This is a genomic window from Polynucleobacter nymphae, from assembly GCF_018882155.1.
Taxonomy (GTDB): Bacteria; Pseudomonadota; Gammaproteobacteria; order Burkholderiales; family Burkholderiaceae; genus Polynucleobacter; species Polynucleobacter nymphae.
In genome coordinates, this window is record NZ_JACVPA010000001.1 from 1,288,266 (window position 1) to 1,304,041 (window position 15,776).

The 15,776-nt window shown below is 41.2% G+C and carries 20 protein-coding genes; 15 read left to right on the top strand and 5 right to left on the bottom strand.

Going from position 1 to position 15,776, the window contains the following annotated elements; all coding sequences use genetic code 11:
- Positions 1 to 16 precede the first annotated feature (16 nt).
- Positions 17 to 406 (top strand): tautomerase family protein, encoded by a 390-nt coding sequence (locus ICN29_RS06685; protein ID WP_216130872.1) that lies wholly within the window; start codon positions 17 to 19, stop codon positions 404 to 406.
- A 129-nt stretch (positions 407 to 535) separates the two neighbouring features.
- On the opposite strand, the gene ICN29_RS06690 is transcribed toward ICN29_RS06685, so the two are convergent.
- Complete coding sequence (locus tag ICN29_RS06690) at positions 536 to 1,303, bottom strand: hypothetical protein (protein ID WP_216130875.1); 768 nt, start codon at positions 1,301 to 1,303, stop codon at positions 536 to 538.
- Entirely contained in the window at positions 1,300 to 1,632 is a 333-nt protein-coding gene (locus tag ICN29_RS06695) for a cupredoxin domain-containing protein (RefSeq protein WP_216130878.1), read from the bottom strand. Before ICN29_RS06695 ends, ICN29_RS06690 begins: the two co-directional genes overlap by 4 nt.
- A gap of 477 nt (positions 1,633 to 2,109) precedes the next feature.
- On the opposite strand from ICN29_RS06695, the gene ICN29_RS06700 reads away from it, so the two are divergent.
- The 4 genes from ICN29_RS06700 to ICN29_RS06715 all read left to right on the top strand — a co-directional run bounded on the left by ICN29_RS06700 (position 2,110) and on the right by ICN29_RS06715 (position 5,079).
- Positions 2,110 to 3,135 carry a substrate-binding domain-containing protein gene (locus tag ICN29_RS06700; protein WP_216130881.1) on the top strand — a complete coding sequence of 342 codons (1,026 nt, stop codon included), beginning with the start codon at positions 2,110 to 2,112 and terminating at the stop codon, positions 3,133 to 3,135.
- A gap of 40 nt (positions 3,136 to 3,175) precedes the next feature.
- On the top strand, positions 3,176 to 3,988 hold the full coding sequence (locus tag ICN29_RS06705; protein ID WP_216130884.1) for an ABC transporter substrate-binding protein: 813 nt from the start codon (positions 3,176 to 3,178) through the stop codon (positions 3,986 to 3,988).
- A gap of 63 nt (positions 3,989 to 4,051) precedes the next feature.
- Positions 4,052 to 4,852: an ABC transporter substrate-binding protein gene (locus ICN29_RS06710; protein ID WP_216130888.1), complete on the top strand. Its 801-nt coding sequence runs from the start codon at positions 4,052 to 4,054 to the stop codon at positions 4,850 to 4,852.
- Between the two features lie 8 nt (positions 4,853 to 4,860).
- Positions 4,861 to 5,079, top strand: coding sequence for a TOBE domain-containing protein (locus ICN29_RS06715; protein WP_215357632.1), 219 nt, complete (start codon positions 4,861 to 4,863; stop codon positions 5,077 to 5,079).
- Positions 5,080 to 5,514: 435 nt separating this feature from the next.
- On the opposite strand, the gene ICN29_RS06720 is transcribed toward ICN29_RS06715, so the two are convergent.
- Positions 5,515 to 6,444 carry an amidohydrolase family protein gene (locus ICN29_RS06720; protein ID WP_216130891.1) on the bottom strand — a complete coding sequence of 310 codons (930 nt, stop codon included), beginning with the start codon at positions 6,442 to 6,444 and terminating at the stop codon, positions 5,515 to 5,517.
- Between the two features lie 213 nt (positions 6,445 to 6,657).
- On the opposite strand from ICN29_RS06720, the gene ICN29_RS06725 reads away from it, so the two are divergent.
- From ICN29_RS06725 to ICN29_RS06750, 6 genes are all read left to right on the top strand, one after another.
- Positions 6,658 to 7,683: a fumarylacetoacetate hydrolase family protein gene (locus tag ICN29_RS06725; protein ID WP_216130893.1), complete on the top strand. Its 1,026-nt coding sequence runs from the start codon at positions 6,658 to 6,660 to the stop codon at positions 7,681 to 7,683.
- 134 nt (positions 7,684 to 7,817) lie between these two features.
- The gene (locus ICN29_RS06730; protein WP_255538091.1) at positions 7,818 to 8,432 is read left to right on the top strand and encodes a histidine phosphatase family protein; all 615 of its coding nucleotides are present in this window, start codon (positions 7,818 to 7,820) and stop codon (positions 8,430 to 8,432) included.
- 166 nt (positions 8,433 to 8,598) lie between these two features.
- Positions 8,599 to 8,880: an HU family DNA-binding protein gene (locus tag ICN29_RS06735; protein WP_216130896.1), complete on the top strand. Its 282-nt coding sequence runs from the start codon at positions 8,599 to 8,601 to the stop codon at positions 8,878 to 8,880.
- A gap of 220 nt (positions 8,881 to 9,100) precedes the next feature.
- Positions 9,101 to 9,820, top strand: a complete 720-nt coding sequence (locus ICN29_RS06740) for a hypothetical protein (RefSeq protein ID WP_216130899.1) — start codon at positions 9,101 to 9,103, stop codon at positions 9,818 to 9,820.
- Positions 9,817 to 10,635 carry a hypothetical protein gene (locus ICN29_RS06745; protein WP_216130901.1) on the top strand — a complete coding sequence of 273 codons (819 nt, stop codon included), beginning with the start codon at positions 9,817 to 9,819 and terminating at the stop codon, positions 10,633 to 10,635. The genes ICN29_RS06740 and ICN29_RS06745 overlap by 4 nt, the downstream gene beginning before the upstream one ends.
- A 253-nt stretch (positions 10,636 to 10,888) precedes the next feature.
- Entirely contained in the window at positions 10,889 to 11,542 is a 654-nt protein-coding gene (locus tag ICN29_RS06750; protein ID WP_216130904.1) for an FMN-binding negative transcriptional regulator, read from the top strand.
- A 65-nt stretch (positions 11,543 to 11,607) separates the two neighbouring features.
- Here ICN29_RS06750 and ICN29_RS06755 read toward each other — a convergent pair whose 3' ends face one another.
- Positions 11,608 to 12,015 carry a GNAT family N-acetyltransferase gene (locus ICN29_RS06755; protein WP_216130908.1) on the bottom strand — a complete coding sequence of 136 codons (408 nt, stop codon included), beginning with the start codon at positions 12,013 to 12,015 and terminating at the stop codon, positions 11,608 to 11,610.
- Positions 12,016 to 12,242: 227 nt separating this feature from the next.
- On the opposite strand from ICN29_RS06755, the gene ICN29_RS06760 reads away from it, so the two are divergent.
- Positions 12,243 to 12,380, top strand: a complete 138-nt coding sequence (locus ICN29_RS06760) for a hypothetical protein (protein WP_216130911.1) — start codon at positions 12,243 to 12,245, stop codon at positions 12,378 to 12,380.
- A gap of 363 nt (positions 12,381 to 12,743) precedes the next feature.
- The gene (locus ICN29_RS06765; RefSeq protein WP_216130914.1) at positions 12,744 to 13,700 is read left to right on the top strand and encodes a tripartite tricarboxylate transporter substrate binding protein BugE; all 957 of its coding nucleotides are present in this window, start codon (positions 12,744 to 12,746) and stop codon (positions 13,698 to 13,700) included.
- Between the two features lie 171 nt (positions 13,701 to 13,871).
- Here ICN29_RS06765 and ICN29_RS06770 read toward each other — a convergent pair whose 3' ends face one another.
- Positions 13,872 to 14,420, bottom strand: coding sequence for a class I SAM-dependent methyltransferase (locus ICN29_RS06770; RefSeq protein ID WP_216130917.1), 549 nt, complete (start codon positions 14,418 to 14,420; stop codon positions 13,872 to 13,874).
- A 158-nt stretch (positions 14,421 to 14,578) separates the two neighbouring features.
- Here ICN29_RS06770 and ICN29_RS06775 point away from each other — a divergent pair, with 158 nt between their 5' ends.
- Together ICN29_RS06775 and ICN29_RS06780 are read left to right on the top strand one after the other, a co-directional pair.
- A complete protein-coding gene (locus tag ICN29_RS06775; RefSeq protein ID WP_216130919.1) occupies positions 14,579 to 14,950 on the top strand; it encodes a hypothetical protein in 372 nt (123 codons plus the stop codon).
- Between the two features lie 81 nt (positions 14,951 to 15,031).
- Entirely contained in the window at positions 15,032 to 15,709 is a 678-nt protein-coding gene (locus ICN29_RS06780; RefSeq protein ID WP_216130922.1) for a carboxymuconolactone decarboxylase family protein, read from the top strand.
- The last annotated feature ends 67 nt before the right edge of the window (positions 15,710 to 15,776 follow it).

Sequence of the window (15,776 nt, forward strand, 5' to 3'; positions counted from 1 at the left end):
TAAAGGAGATATTTAGATGCCATTTGTCAGAATCGATTTAGGTAATAAACACCCAGAAGGCTTTGCTCAGCAAGTAGGCGATATTGTTTATGAAGTGATGATGGCGGATATTAATGTGCCTAAAGATGATAAGTTCCAAGTCATTACTAAGCACGATAGTAAGGATCTGGTTGTGCCTAAAAGTTATTTAGGTATTGAGTATTCGGAAGAGGTCATCTTTATTCAAGTGACTTTAAATGAGGGAAGAACTACTGAGCTGAAGAAAAAGTTCTATAAAGCCATTTGTGAGAGTTTGGTTGAAAAGCTCAAAGTCAGGCCCCAGGACATTTTTATTAATTTAGTTGAAGTGAGCAAAGAAAACTGGTCATTTGGTAATGGTGAGATGCAATATGCACCAAAGGATTAAACATCCTAGGCCTTGGTCGATTCCGCCCCGGGCCACCAAGAAATACCAAAACTACCTTCGGGTGGTTTTGGTGTCTAGTCTGGCGGGTGAGGTTCTGCTGGTCTTTTGCGTTTTCAATAGAACGCCTCATTAGAATTCATACTCAACCTGTAAACGTATTGTGTTTTTTGGGGATGCGGTAGTTGTTCCCCAAAGATAGGCAACGTTATAGGCAAGCGCCTCTTTTCGACCAAGTTTGGTTTTTCCAAATATGGCTGGCCCAACACTGGTTTGCTGTTGTTGGTTAGTATTCCAATTATTTAGTTGTCCAAGCCAAGAATAGAGTTGTGCTCCCAGCTGAATCTCAGGTTGTAATCGATACTTTAACTGCCCCTGGTATCCAAAATAGGTTCCTTGATTTTCGGTACCAGTGTAGTGTCCTTGAAGCAGTAGGTTTAGATTTGCTTGCCACTTATTCCAATCTTTTTGAAGCAAAAATCCATACTTAGCTTCATATCCTTCATTACGATTTTGTGGGCGCTCCATTTCAATTAAGAATCCCACATCTACAAAATATTTTCCAGTCTCGGTCAGCTGGAATTTGTTTTCCCACTCGACAGCATCAAATTGAGAATTATTGCCATTCCATATGTTTTTTCCATAGATCTCAGTAAACCACCACGAGGTCACCCCGTAGCCAAATCCAATGGAAGCGCCTGATTGCCTGGAGTCTTCACCACTTCTTGGTTTTTGAGAGCCAAATTTAGTGTCAATTTCTCGCTCACCTTCTTCTACTCTTGGACTGTAGATATAGTCAGCTGGCCCACTCAAATATTCACCAGCATGGGCATATGGCGTTATTAAAAAAAAGATAAGTAGCGCAAAGTGTTGAATACTTATAGAGATAATCTTCTTCATTTAACGATGACTACGCCCTGAGCGGTTTCAGGGCTAAATTCACCTTCAAATTTGTAGCGGCCTGGTGAGAGTGGGCCAATATAGAAAGAGGCGCTACTGTTTGCTTTAATAAACACTTCTCGATTTAGATCATGACTTTCAAATTCTTCTGGGGTGTCATCCAGGTTTTGAATGACTAGCCTTACTTTGGTATCTGCTGGGATTTCAATTTGGGCGGGTGAGAAGCGTCCCTTTTGAATCTTGATGGTGATTTCTGACTGGTTGGCGCTCACCAAGGTAGCTACTCCAATCATTAGACAAAATAAGGTGTAAGCAATAGTGTTTTTCATAAAATGAGATCTTTATCAAATAAGAATGACTCTCATTGTATACCTTATTGAGAATGACTCTCATTTAATAAAAGTAGACAACCATGCTGTGAGTGTCTGCTTTGGGTATGTTGGCAATCGGATCAAGCATCCTCAGCCCTGGTCGATTCCGCCCCGGGCCACCAAGAATCTAAATAGCCCACTTGTTGGGCTATTTTCTTTAGAAGTCCTCAATGGCGCTTAGACCTTGATCTTAGCGTAGTCGGTCACTTTCCATAGAGTCAATCCGTCAATCAGGATGCTCCTACTCTAGTTCTAGACTGGGGTATCTGGTTCATGACGTGTCCTTTAAAAGGACGCATCAATTAAACATCCCTGTGTCAGTCAAGTGTCGATTTAAGCGACGCTCATTCATGGTCAGTGCTTGCGATGTCGTTTTAAACGACAAATGCGGTACAGTAGTAACAATAATACTTTTCAATATGCAATAAATTACACATGCAAATTCAAGTTCGCCCATCAATCATCACAAGAAATCCTCGTCTAGGTGGCGAAGATTCAGTCGACCTATTGTGGCTATCTGCGATTCTCAAAGATATTAAAGCGGGTAGTTCATTGATTGAGGCCACTAAAAAATCTGGAACTTCATACCGAGGCGCGTGGGAAAAGCTGAACTTGGCAGAAGAGGCTTTGGCAACACCATTAATTATTAGGACAAAAGGGCATGGCTCAAAGCTAACAAGTTTTGGAGAGTTCTTTCTTGAATTTATTGATGAGATGCAAGCGAGCAATCACAAGTATGTAAAAACATATCAAGATATGCTGTCAAAGAAAATTGGTGAGGCTGGGGTAGCCGACAGCAAACGCTGGAGATTTTCTTCTAGTAGCGATGCCGTCATCCAGCAATCAGTAAGTGAGATTAAAGGATTTGACTTAAAAATAGCCGGCTCTGGTGAGGCGCTAGAGAAGTTGCTAAACAATGAAACTGATTTAGCTGGATATCATGTGTCCGATAAGAAAAACTCCAAAGCAATTCATAGTCGCCTATCTAAAAATGATATTCAAATATATCCAGTAATGAAGCGTGTGCAAGGGCTCATGGTTAAAAAAGGCAATCCATTGGGTATTCAATCAATCTTAGACTTAACCAATCCTAAGATTCGGTTTATTAATAGACAAATAGGATCTGGAACAAGGCAACTACTTGATACTTTATTGATGGATGAGGAGATAAGCCCTTCCGATGTGAATGGGTATCTTCACGAAGAATTCACCCACTCGGCTATCTCAAATGCGATCTTAGCTGGCAAGGCAGATGTCGGCATTGGCGTTAAAAATGTAGCGATGGAAAGCGGCCTAAGTTTTATTCCATTGAAAGATGAAATCTTTTTTGTGGCAATGAAAAAAGAAGTAGCGGACCAAAGCATCGCTACAAAGCTCATTAGAAGAATTCGAAGTCACGCAGATACAACTAGGGGCTACAAGGCGGTAAGTCTTAATCGTCAAATTTCAGGTTGGATTTAAAGATATTTTTGTACTAATTTTTAATCAAAGGAAACATCAAATGCGTCGTCTACTATCGATTGGATTACTGGCAATAACCATAGCCATTGCGTCCCCATCATTTGCACAAAAATCGATTGTTGTCTCATCAACAACCTCAACCGAGCAATCTGGATTATTTGGCTTTCTCTTACCAATCTATAAAAGTAAGTCAGGAGTTGACGTCAAGGTTGTTGCTGTAGGTACAGGACAGGCTTTAGATATAGGGCGTCGTGGTGATGCCGATGTCGTTTTTGTCCACGATAAGGTTGGCGAGATGAAATTCTTGGAGGAGGGAAATGCGACCAAGAGATACGATGTTATGTACAACGACTTTGTATTGATTGGGCCTAAGTCTGATCCTGCCAAAATCGCTGGTGGCAAAGACATCAAAGTAGCATTACAAAAAATTGCTAACGCAAAATCAACTTTTGTTTCTAGAGGGGATAAGAGCGGTACACATGCGGCTGAACTTCGCTATTGGAAGACTGCAGGGATTGAGCCTAATAAAGAGATGGGCTGGTACAAGGACACTGGTAGCGGTATGGGCCCAGCGTTAAATTCAGCTTCGGCAATGAATGGCTATATCTTGGCAGACCGCGGTACTTGGTTGGCATTTAAAAACCGTGGAGACTTGGATATTTTGGTTGAGGGTGATCCTCAGCTCTTTAATCAATATGGCGTGATGTTGGTTAATCCAGCAAAGTTCCCACATGTAAAGGCTAAAGAAGGACAGGACTTTATTGATTGGATCATTTCTAAAGATGGGCAAGAAGTCATCTCTCTATACAAGATTGAAGGCAAACAACTCTTTTTCCCGAATGCTAAGAAATAAATTATGTCTAAATCAATTCACGCCATCATTGGCATAACGCTTTGTTTAATAGGATTCAGTTCTATGGCTCAAGCTGAACTAAAGGTAGAGGCTGTCTATGGGTCGGGAGCCAATGTATATAAGTTGGCTACTGGTAGCCCAGGTGAGCTAGGTTTACTTCAGGCTTTAGGAGAGGCATTTGGCAAAAAAGAAAATGCCAAGATGGAGTGGATTAAGGCAGGCAGTGGAGCATCGTTAAATCTACTTAAGACTAAGCAAGTAGACATGATCATGGTTCATGCACCTGAGGCGGTTAATAAAGCGTTAGCAGAGGGATGGGCAACCGATAGAACTCTTATTGGCTCAAATGAGTTTTATATTGTTGGACCCAAGTCTGATCCTGCCAAGATAAAAACAGCCACCAGTGGTGCTGATGCCTATGCCAAGATTGCTGGGGCACAAGCAAACTTCATTTCTCGTGGCGATAAGAGTGGCACTCATGTAAAAGAAATGGATATATGGAAAAAGGCTGGTATCGCTCCATCAGGAAATTGGTACATTATTACTAATGACTTTATGACTGCTTCACTGAAAAGAGCTAACGAAGAGAATGCTTATTTCATGACCGATAGTAGTACTTGGGTAGCAGAAAAAAATATCGCTCCTAAGTTGGAGATTTTGTATCGTGGAGATAAGTTTCTCGTCAATACCTATGACGCATTAGCGGCTCCAGCAGGTGCTACACCGGGCAGAGAGACTGCAGTGAAATTCATTCAGTTTGTAGGATCTGATGCTGGACAAAAGATCATTCGCGACTATGGAAAAAATAAGTACCCTGAAGCTCTCTATAATGATGCTGTGTATGCCAAGCAGTATGTCTATTAAGGAAAATCATGAAACTCAATGTCAGCCTTAGTGCTCGCAATCAATTACCTGGAACTCTTAAAGAAATCAAAATGGGTCAAACCACATCCCATCTAAAGATTGATATTGGCAATGGTCAAATTTTGACAGCTTCAATTACTAATGAAGCCGTTGATGAGTTAGCTCTTAAAGTTGGCGATCAAGTTTGGGGAATTATTAAAGCCTCTGATGTCATGGTGGCGAAATAGTCAGAGATCTTATGCCCTACGTTTAGCGTCCTTTAAAAGGACATTTCATAGTCTGGGCACCCCGAGCAAGACAAGGAGTCGTCATCCTTGTGTCAGTCATATCCTCACTACGCTACCAAAAAGTCTTGTTATCCTTGCGCGGGTCAAAATAACTCAACCAAATCACTCTCTTAGATCACCCCATATAAATTTTGTGCACAAAGTTTGCCTATGGTGGGGTGAACCTTTTGAGATTTAGCGGGAGTTTAGTCTGGGGGACAGAGTCAGGCATCCTAGGCCGTGGTCGATTCCGCCCCGGGCCACCAAGAAACACCAAAACCACCTTCGGGTGGTTTTTTCATTTGTGAAGCATCAATTAAGCGGACGCTTATTGAAACGTCGTTTTAAACGACATTACAAGACACTATGGTAGTTAATTGGCAGGGTGATGTAAGTTTATTGTTTTGGTCCATCCAATTTAAATAATCGTACTGCGTTTCTGTAAGAAATTTTTTCAACTACTTCTGGTTCAAAGTAAGGCAAGAACATAGTACGTATATCGTCAATCATTTCACTGTAACGTGTTTCTAACCCACAGCAAGGGTCTGAACCCAACATAACTCGGTCTGGATGCTTTTTGATTACATCAAGCCAGGCCGGTTTAACTCCATCCTTGCTAAACATCCTTCCGGATTCAAAAGGACCTGCGTGTACTGGCCCATTCTTGCCTGATATTTCACAAACCACATTAGGTAAATCAGTAAAAAACTGGTCAATAACTTTTGGATTGCTTCTTGGCAAACAATGTGCCAGTACTGTAAGAGTGCGAGGATAAGTTTTTGACATGTAATATAAGTCCTCAACAAATTGAGTATCGTATTCTGCGTGGACTTGAACGTAGGCTCCGTACTTATTTGAAATCTCATACATCTTTTCAATTGCTGGAGTGCGGACTCTAATCTGACGACTAATGTCCGGCGAACCGCTTCGGTGATTGGCGCTGTGAATTTCTCCAAACCCTTTTAATGTGCCCGCCTTAAACATTTCTTCGGCTTGAGCAAACATGCTCTTAAAGTGCTCAGGATCTACTAGTGCGCTCTCACTGCGAGTATTCATGAACTCGTCTTGTCCAATTGCGGAAATATATCTATTGCCCAAAGCATTGGCTAGGTAAGTTTGATAATCACCTACACCACCTGCCCATTGCACGTTATTCTTTTCCATTTGATATTTGAAGTCACTGGGACTGGGACTGTAGGATGTATTGTGGACATGCATGTGTACGTCAGCAATGGGAATGGTTTTAGCCAACTCAATAGATTGAGCTGTTGGTTGTGCAAAGGAATGAGAGAAAGCGAACACAAGCGCAAGGAAGAGCTTTTTCACGATTTGTTTCCAAGTAAGCATACGGACAGGATAAGGCATCCTAGGCCCTGGTTCGATTCCGCCCCGGGCCACCAAGAATCACCAAAACCACCTTCGGGTGGTTTTTTCATTTGGTCTGAGACGGGTAATCCCTAGGATAGCGATGTAAACCCCATGTTAGATTACTAGTCGGAGTAAAAAACTTTAATTACAAGAGTTAAATGTGGAGAGACTATGAGCAACCAAAGACGTGAATTCCTAAAAGTATCTGCTTTAGCCGGCGGTGCTGCGCTAACCACCCCATTTATTGCAAACCAGGCTGAGGCGGCTGGACCTGGTGCAGGCGCTGTCAGAATTGCTAATCCTGATATGGCAAAGAACATGACTGTTCTAAATTACAAAGTGGACAATAAATATGTTCTAGGCGTGAAAACAGACAAAGGAATTTTAGATGTTGCTAAAGCAGCAAAGCAGTTTAAGGTTAAGGCGCCAATTAATACTGATGATTTGATTCAAAATGGTGATCAGGGTCTAGGTAAGCTGGTGGGCCTGGCATTGAGCAAGGGTGGCCCAAATTTGTTTTTGAACGAATCTAAAATCGAATATGCACCTGCTATTACTAACCCCGAGAAAATTATCTGCGTGGGATTGAACTATGCAAAGCATGCTAAAGAAACTAATAATCCCATCCCAACATTACCAATTTTATTTAATAAATTCAATAACACACTGAATAGCCATAATGGTGTTGTAAAGGCATCATTAGTCAACGCAGAAAAGTTTGATTACGAAGCAGAGTTAGTTATTGTGATGGGTAAGCGCGCATATAACGTTAGTGAGGCCGATGCGTTGTCATATGTATTTGGCTATGCTACAGGACAAGACTTTACGGCGCGTGATTTACAGCAACGCAGTAGTCAGTGGATGATTGGTAAAACCAATGACGGTTTTGCGCCTATAGGCCCATATATTTTGACATCAGATTTAGTTGGAGATCCAAATCAACTAAAGATAGAGCAATACGTTAATGGTGAGGTTCGTCAGTCATCTAATACTAACGATATGGTTTTTAATTGCGCTCAGATTGTGAGCTACGCCTCCAAAATTTTTACTCTAGAGCCAGGCGATATTATTTTTACCGGCACCCCGGAGGGTGTCATTACAGGGTACCCTAAAGAAAAACAGGTATGGCTTAAGCCAGGCGATAAGCTTGAAACGCGCATTGAGAAACTGGGTAATCTTAAATTTATCGTAGCTTGAGATTGGCGGCATATCAGAATCAAACATCCTCAGCCCTGGTCGGTTCCGCCCCGGCCACCAAGAATCTTGATAGCCCACTTACTGGGCTATTTTCTTTTGGTCAGGCAGGATTATTGGCCATCCATTAGGATGAGATGGCTGACTTACAAAAAGACAAAATTCGTATGAATCGTTTTAATCGCACAATTACTACATGCATTTTTTTACTTAGCGGTCTTTGTATCGCTCAGCAGGTAATGGCTACTTTGGCAAATGATTTGCAAGATGGTCAGCATATATTGCTGATGAGGCATGCCGACGCTCCTGGCATTGGAGATCCTGCTGGGTATGTTATTGCTCAGTGCTCTACTCAGCGTAACTTGGGCGATTACGGCAAAAAGCAAGCCCAGGCAATAGGAATATGGTTAACTGAGCAAGGCATTCAAAAAGCAGAAGTATTTAGTAGTCCGTGGTGTAGATGTTTAGATACTGCAAACCTTCTTAATAAAGGCTCGGTAAAAATTGAACCATCACTTGGATCTTTTTTTGACGAAATGAGTCTAGAGAAAAGGCAAACGAAAGCCTTGGGGGCATTCATTAAAAATGAGATGGGCAAGCAATCTAAGGCGCCACTGATCCTGGTTACGCATCATGTCAATATTCAGGCCTATACCGGAAAGGTGGTTGGTGTAGGCGATATGGTTTTGGTGAGGGTTAATAAAAACGGAGAACATTTTTCCCACACAATTTACCCAAGTCCCAAGCCCTAAGGGCAGAGTTTGGCATCCTCGGTCCTGGTCGATTCCGCTCTGGGCCACCAAAAAAACACTAAAACCACCTTCGGGTGGTTTTTTCATTTGGAGCTGGGTATTATGGGTAGGCTGGCTTTTGCTAAATTGGCAACGCAGCCCTTATAAAAAATCCCTAGGAGAAAACATGAATAAATCAGAATTAGTAGAAAAGATTGCTAATGACACAGATATTTCCAAAGCATCCGCAGACCGGGTCCTTAGCGTGGCAATAGAAACAATCATCAAGGCCGTTACTAAAGGCGATGATGTTCAGTTAATTGGTTTTGGCACTTTTAAATCTGGCAAACGCGCAGCGCGTATCGGCCGTAATCCACAAACCGGCGCCGAGCTTAAGATCCCAGCAGCTAAGACAGTTAAATTTGGCGCTGGCAAAGCATTTAAGGATGCTGTCAATAAGCGTAAGTAATTACTAGATTTGACATCCTCGGCCCTAGTCGATTCTGTCTGGGGCCACCAAGAATCACAATAGCCCACTTGACGGGCTATTTTTATAAGCACTAGGTTAAGATGCAAATATTAGGAAAATTGGCGCCAGCCAGCGTTTGATGATTAGATAATATTACAGCAAGCCCCAAAGCAAAAATCAGGACCTGTAGCTTTGTTTAACTTGAAAAGAGGGCAACTAAGTGAGTTCAACCGTTTTAATTACTACAGCCAATAAGCCGCCAAAGGATATCCCTTATTTGCAGATGACTAATCTAGCTACGCGTTACATAACTGCAAAAGCAGCGATATTTTTTTGGGCTGCCCACGGTATAAAAAAAATTGTTATTGCTGACGCTACTGGAGGCACCCTTCTTAATGATGAAGAGGTAGTGCTTTTAAAACAAATGGGCGTTGATGTTGAGCAAATCTCCTACTGCCAAAACGACGACTCTATAAAGTTAAGGGGCAAAGGATATGGAGAGGGGGAGCTAATAAAATTTGCCCTGAAACACTCAACATTTTTGAAAAACGAAAATAATTTCTTTAAATGCACTGGCAAAATCTATTGTCGAAATTTTGAAACAATAATAGAAATGATTAAGCAAAACAATATCCAAAATATTTTTTGGAGGCACCTTGGCGAGGGAGATTCATTACAGCCATGGGCGGACATGCGCTTTTTTTATACTAGCAAAAAGTTTTGTGAAGAATATTTGATTCCTGCGTATCTAAAGTCTGATGATAGAAAAGAAGAAGCTGTGGAATACTTTAGCTTCAATATTTTTAATGAAAAATTGTCTTCAGCAAAGGCCTTAAGACCTCTACTTTCTGGATTTTCGGGTGGGACTGGAAAACAATATTTTGATTTAGGCTTGGGCATGTTGGATATAAGTTACCCTTGCTGGGTCGGCGCCCAATGAGGATAAAAAAATTAGCCATTGGCGTCACATTTCATTATGTTGAGGACCGAATTAAATACCTAGAGAAAATTGCAACCCAGTTTCCATTGCTTGCAGATGAAGTTCTTATTCATATTTTTACTAATGAAAATGATGTGGATAAGAGTTTAAATATTATGAATGCCATCAAGCAAGGGCGTGAATTAACAGTAGAAATTCATACCCCCACCTATCTTGGCCATCCCTATCTTTTAACTTGGAGCCATTTTTATACTTTTCGGAAGCTCTTCGATGCAGATCAATCAATTACACACTTCATGTATGTGGAAGACGATATTTTTATCACGCCAAAAAATATTGAGTACTGGCTAAGGGGTCTCGAAGATCTAAAGAGTGAGGGCCTAATCCCTTCTTTTTTACGCTACGAGAAAATGGAGGGTTCTACAGAATTATATTCAACAGATTCTTTTACAAGATCTATTTTTCATAAGCTACCTAGAATGAAGGCATCAGAAAACTATTGCTACGTAAATTTGCCAGAACCTTATCAAGGTATGTATTTGCTAGATCGGGAGTTGATGTATGAGCACCTAAATGGCCCATCCTCTATTCCCGAAAAGACTCCTTGGCATATTAGGGAGAAAGCAGCAGCGGGATTAACATTCGTTAATGTCCCCAGGGGCTGTGTCTCCAGAAATTTTATTGGGTATGATTCTAAGAATAAGAAAATTGACCCTAATAGCCTTATTCATCACATTCCAAATAATTATGTCGCCAATCCAGACATAGCTTTAGGAAAAATTAAAATTAATGAATTAATAATTCGTGTCGGTTGAGGTTTAGCCTATATAGGGGTCATACAAGCACGGGCCAAGTGTGATCAAGATGCCGTAAAAGCTCAGTGAGTAAAGCGGAAAAAGCTGGTCAAAATCAACTTGCCAAAGCGACAGTGCCTAAATCCCGCCTAAGCCGCCTAACCCCAGGCGGTTCTATTCTGCCTTGGACTACTAAAAAACACCAAAACCACCTTCGGGTGGTTTTTCATTGAGCTTTAGGATTGATTTAATCAATATATGTTTTAATTATTAGATGTATATCCCTTCTCATTTTCTTGAGACTGATCTAGAGAAGATCTCTCAATTTATTAAGACTCACCCTCTTGGGCTGATGGTTGCCAATGTTGATGGGGAGCTGGTTGGAAATCACCTCCCTTTTATGGCGCCTAATGGAAATATAGCCGTTGGGAGTAAATTAATTTCACATGCAGCCAAAGCAAATCCAATATGGAAAATTGGCGAGAAAAAGCAAAAAGTATTGCTGGCCTTTTCTGGATATGAGGCTTATATCAGCCCATCTTCATACCCCACAAAGAGCGAAACCCACAAAGTTGTTCCTACCTATAACTATTTAAGCGTTCACATCAATGGAATACTATCTGCCATCCAAGACGAAGAGGATAAGCATCAAATTGTGAAGATCCTAACGGAGAAAATGGAGTCAAGTAGAAAAGATCCATGGGCCGTTACAGATGCCCCAAAAGACTACATTGAAACTATGCTTGCAAATATTGTTGGGGTTGAATTGTTGGTTGAAAAAATTGAAGCGAAGTGGAAGATTAGTCAAAATCGTCCTGCCAGAGATCGCCAAGGCGTTATTGATGATCTAAGGGAGAATGTTGAGGACTCTAATAGCTTAGAGATGGCAAGAGAGATTGAAGCGCTGGGTGGACTGAAACAAGATTAGATATTCTAGGCCTTGGTCGATTCTGCGCCGCCAAGAATTACGATAGCCCACTTGTTGGACTATTTTTATTGCACATGCTTCTTTAGAGTCCAGGCACTTGGATGCTGTTCAAAACCAAGAGGCCCATAATATTCTCTTGCTTTTGGGGCAGCCAGTAAAACCAACATACATTCTGGCCCAAGAGCTACTTTAGTTTTCTCAATTAATTGCTTTCCAATGCCCTGCTTTTGGTATTGAACATCTACAGCCAGGTCAGATAGATACGCAACATATGAGAAATCCGTTAATGATCTAGAAATACCAACTAACTTATCCCCATCCCACGCTGAAATAATCAGATTAGCGTGCTTATACATATTCTCAAACGCTTGGCGATTATGAATAGGACGTCTTTCCCCAAGTGTCGACCTAATGTATAAATCAATCGCTTGATCAGCAGAGATTTTGGCTGAACTGGAATAGGCAATGTTCATAGTTTTTCAATTTAATAAAAATACCAGTCTATATGGGCCTTATAAAAAAGTAAAACCAGGAATAGACATCCTCAGCCGTAATCGATTCCGCTCCTAGCTACCAAGAATCACTAAAACCACCTTCGGTCAGTTTTTTATTTTCTGAACTGGCTAGATCATAAAAATCCTATGCTACGATACTTCTTCAAACCATATACATATTGCTTAACTGCAAAAAGAGGATATACATGAAGCGAATATTAAAAACCGCCTTTGCAGCTATGTTTATATTAATGTTAGTAGCATGCAGTGCTACTGGCAGGTCTTCAGGTGGCTATGGCGGCTGCCAGAATCCTAGTGATGAGTCGCGCTGCATAGCCGGTTAATAAGCATAGAACTATCGTTTAATGCCCTCATGTATCACCAAAACCACCTTCGGGTGGTTTTTATTTTCTGAACTTGCTAGATCTTAAAAATCCTATGCTAGGATAGTTCTTCAAAACATCTACATATTGCTTAATTGCAAAAAGAGAATATAAATGAGGCGAATATTAAAAGCCGTTTTTGCAGCTATGTTTTTATTAATGCTAGCGGCCTGCGCTACTAGTAGCACTTCTTCATTTGGCTATACTAGTTGCCAGCTTTCTAATACAGATGGGCGCTGCATGTTTGGGGGATGATTATTCCCCGGATGGCGAAGAAATATAGGCATGCTTCAATGAAGCCCACCTCATTTAGACTGATTTTTAATGATTAAAAAAATCATTATTGCTATCTGCTTATGCTTATCACTGGGTGCGCAAGCCGCCTATCCGGATAGGCCTATTCGGTTAATCGTTCCATTTGCGCCTGGTGGCACTACCGATATTATTGCGCGTAGTATTGCCGATCCTCTTGGGCGTCAATTAGGCCAGACGGTGATTGTTGAGAACCGGGCTGGCGGCGGTGGGAGTGTTGGTGCGCTGGAGCTTGCGCGTGCGCCAAAAGATGGTTACAGCATTGGGGCAGCAACCGTTTCTACTACGGCCGCTAATCCAGCGATTAACCCCAAAATTGGTTACGATCCCGCTAAGGATTTCACCCCCATTACGAATATTGCTGCCACCCCAAACATCATTGCTGTAAATCCCAACTTTCCGGCGAAAGACTTTAAAACTTTTTTAGAAGAGTTGAAAAAAAATCCGGGTAAGTATTCTTATGCTAGTCCGGGGACGGGGAGTGTTGGCCATTTGCAAATGGAGTTATTTAAAAATTTGACTAGCACCTATATTGTGCCTATTCCTTACCGCGGTGCTGGCCCGGCATTAACAGATACTGTAGCGGGGCAGGTGCTGATTGTTTTCGATAACTTACCTTCTGCTTTGCCGTTTATTAGAGACGGTAAATTGCTGCCAATTGTAGTTGCAGCACCAAAGCGTTTAGTAGAGCTACCTAACGTACCAACTTTTACTGAGGTGGGCTTAGCCCCAGTTAATCGTATGGCTTTTTATGGGCTTTATGGCCCAGCGGGTCTACCCCGCGATATCGTCGACAAAATTTATGCAGCGATATATAAAGTAGTTTCGGATCCTGCTGTCCGAAAACGTATTGAAGATACTGGATCTATCATTAATGTGAATGGACCAGAAGAATTTAGCAAAGAAATGAAAGCCGAGCTAACTTTATACAAAGAAGTGGTAAATAAGCAAAAGCTACAGCTCGATTAATTAGTACAGACCGAGCGGCGCCCCATGGATTTAGAAGTCAAAGGAAGCTCCAGTCTCCGAAGCTTCTTCGCCCCAATCTTAACCCTATAATTTCTACACCTTCTCTAAAATACTCACCAAATGATGCCCGCTTCTGGCTTGGTAGACAACAGAAAATTTGCCCTTGAATCCTTAGATGCTGGCCCATTTGGTGTTGTCATCAAAGTATTTTTCAAATGTAGTATTAGTTATTTGATTGACATGCGTTGGATCTACGAAAGCGGGAGCAAATGGATACATTGGGGTAAATGAAAAAAATATTCCCCCAGGCTTTAGTGTCCGATATATTTCATTCATTAACTCAACAAAAGGAAATTTTCTATCAGGAGCATAAATCAGTCTTGGGACATGCTCTAGGAAATCGTATGCAGTTATGTAGTCAAAACTACCATCATCAAAAGGGATTTTTTCAACATTCAAGTCGGCATATTTGATCCCCTTCTCCTTGTTTTCCCTAATATCTATTCCGTATGTGTGATCAGCTTCAAAAGGATTTCTTGGAGAATGGCCGCAGCCAATATCTAAAGAAGACGAATTTGACCTAGACAGAGATTGTGCACAGAACTTTTTATAGCAAAAATCAAGATTTTTAATCTCAGGGAGCCCAATTAGTGAGTCGTAAGAAATATAGGCAAGCCTAAAGGTTTTGTAATAGAGGCCTATTTTTTTGAAAATATTCATGTAAAGATGCTTATGATTGATTAATCTAGACTTTAACTCATATTTATTTCGTGAATAAAACTAAAGCCTGGCAATGACCGCCTAGCTGATTGTGATTGCTAAAAAGATGCTAACTTAAGCCGTCTTATTAATGAAGGTTCAACATGTTGAGTCAAAAAATGAAGATTTTTCTAACGCCATTTTGCGAAGCAACCCCTGCCTGTCTCCTTGTTATGGTCCAGGGCAATATTTGGTTAGCAACTGTAGGGCACCTACTAAAGGCAGTGGAGACTGGATTGATTACTGCTGTTGGTGTTTTTATTCTTTCACTGTTTACTTATCGTTGGTTTAGTAATAAATATGTAGTAGCAGGCATAACCGGTGGCATGTGCTTTATTGCAGATTTTTTGGCACACCCGAGTCACTTTGGTAGCGCCTCTACAGAAGCAATGGTAACGGGCACTTTTACCGCTTTAATTTCTTTAGTTTTGAATATGCTGGGCAAGAAAATTTTCCTACATTTGCGAAAAAATTCATCAAGTATTCATTAGGGGGTCAGACATCCTTTAACCTGTAATCCCATGCCTTGAACCCCGCTTAATATAGGCTCGCACGATAAATTTAAGGAAAAAATGAAATTTTTATATTCAATTTCAATTAGCTGTTTCTTTTTGCTCGGCTCAGCATCTGCTCTAGCGCAAGAGGCTGGTGAACGTTTTGCAAGAATAACAACTGAAAATATGTCGGTAGATCAAAAAAAATATTTTGATCTACTAATGTCGGGGCCAGTTTCCTCTACTGGAAGTGCGGCAGTTGTGAAGGGCTCTAATAGTCTTGGGGCGCCTTTTAATATCTGGTTACGTAGCCCGAAATTAGCAGAATCATTTCGCATTGTTAGCGAGCAGATTCGTTTTAACAGCTCATTACCCCTAAAGTTAAATGAGTTTGCAATTCTGATTACGGCACAAAAATGGAGCTCATCTTATGAGTGGTACGCCCATCAGCGACTTGCTTTAAATGCGGGGCTAGATCCTAAAATAATTGATCAATTAGCTCAAGGAACAAAGCCAGACGGCATGAGCAATGAAGAGGGGGCGATATATGATTTTGTGAATGAGCTATATGAAACCCATCAAGTTAGCGATAGAAACTTTATAAAAGTCAAAAATTTATTTGGCGAACAAGGTGTAGTCGATTTAATTGCAACGACTGGCTACTATGTCCTTGTAGCAATGGCGCTGAACGTAAATCGCACCCCTTTACCTAATGGTGCTCAATATATTATCCAACCGCCAAAAGAAACCCAGTAATAGATGGGTTTATAGACATAAGGCCTTAGCTGATTCAGCCCTAGGTGACCAAGACCCACCAAAACCG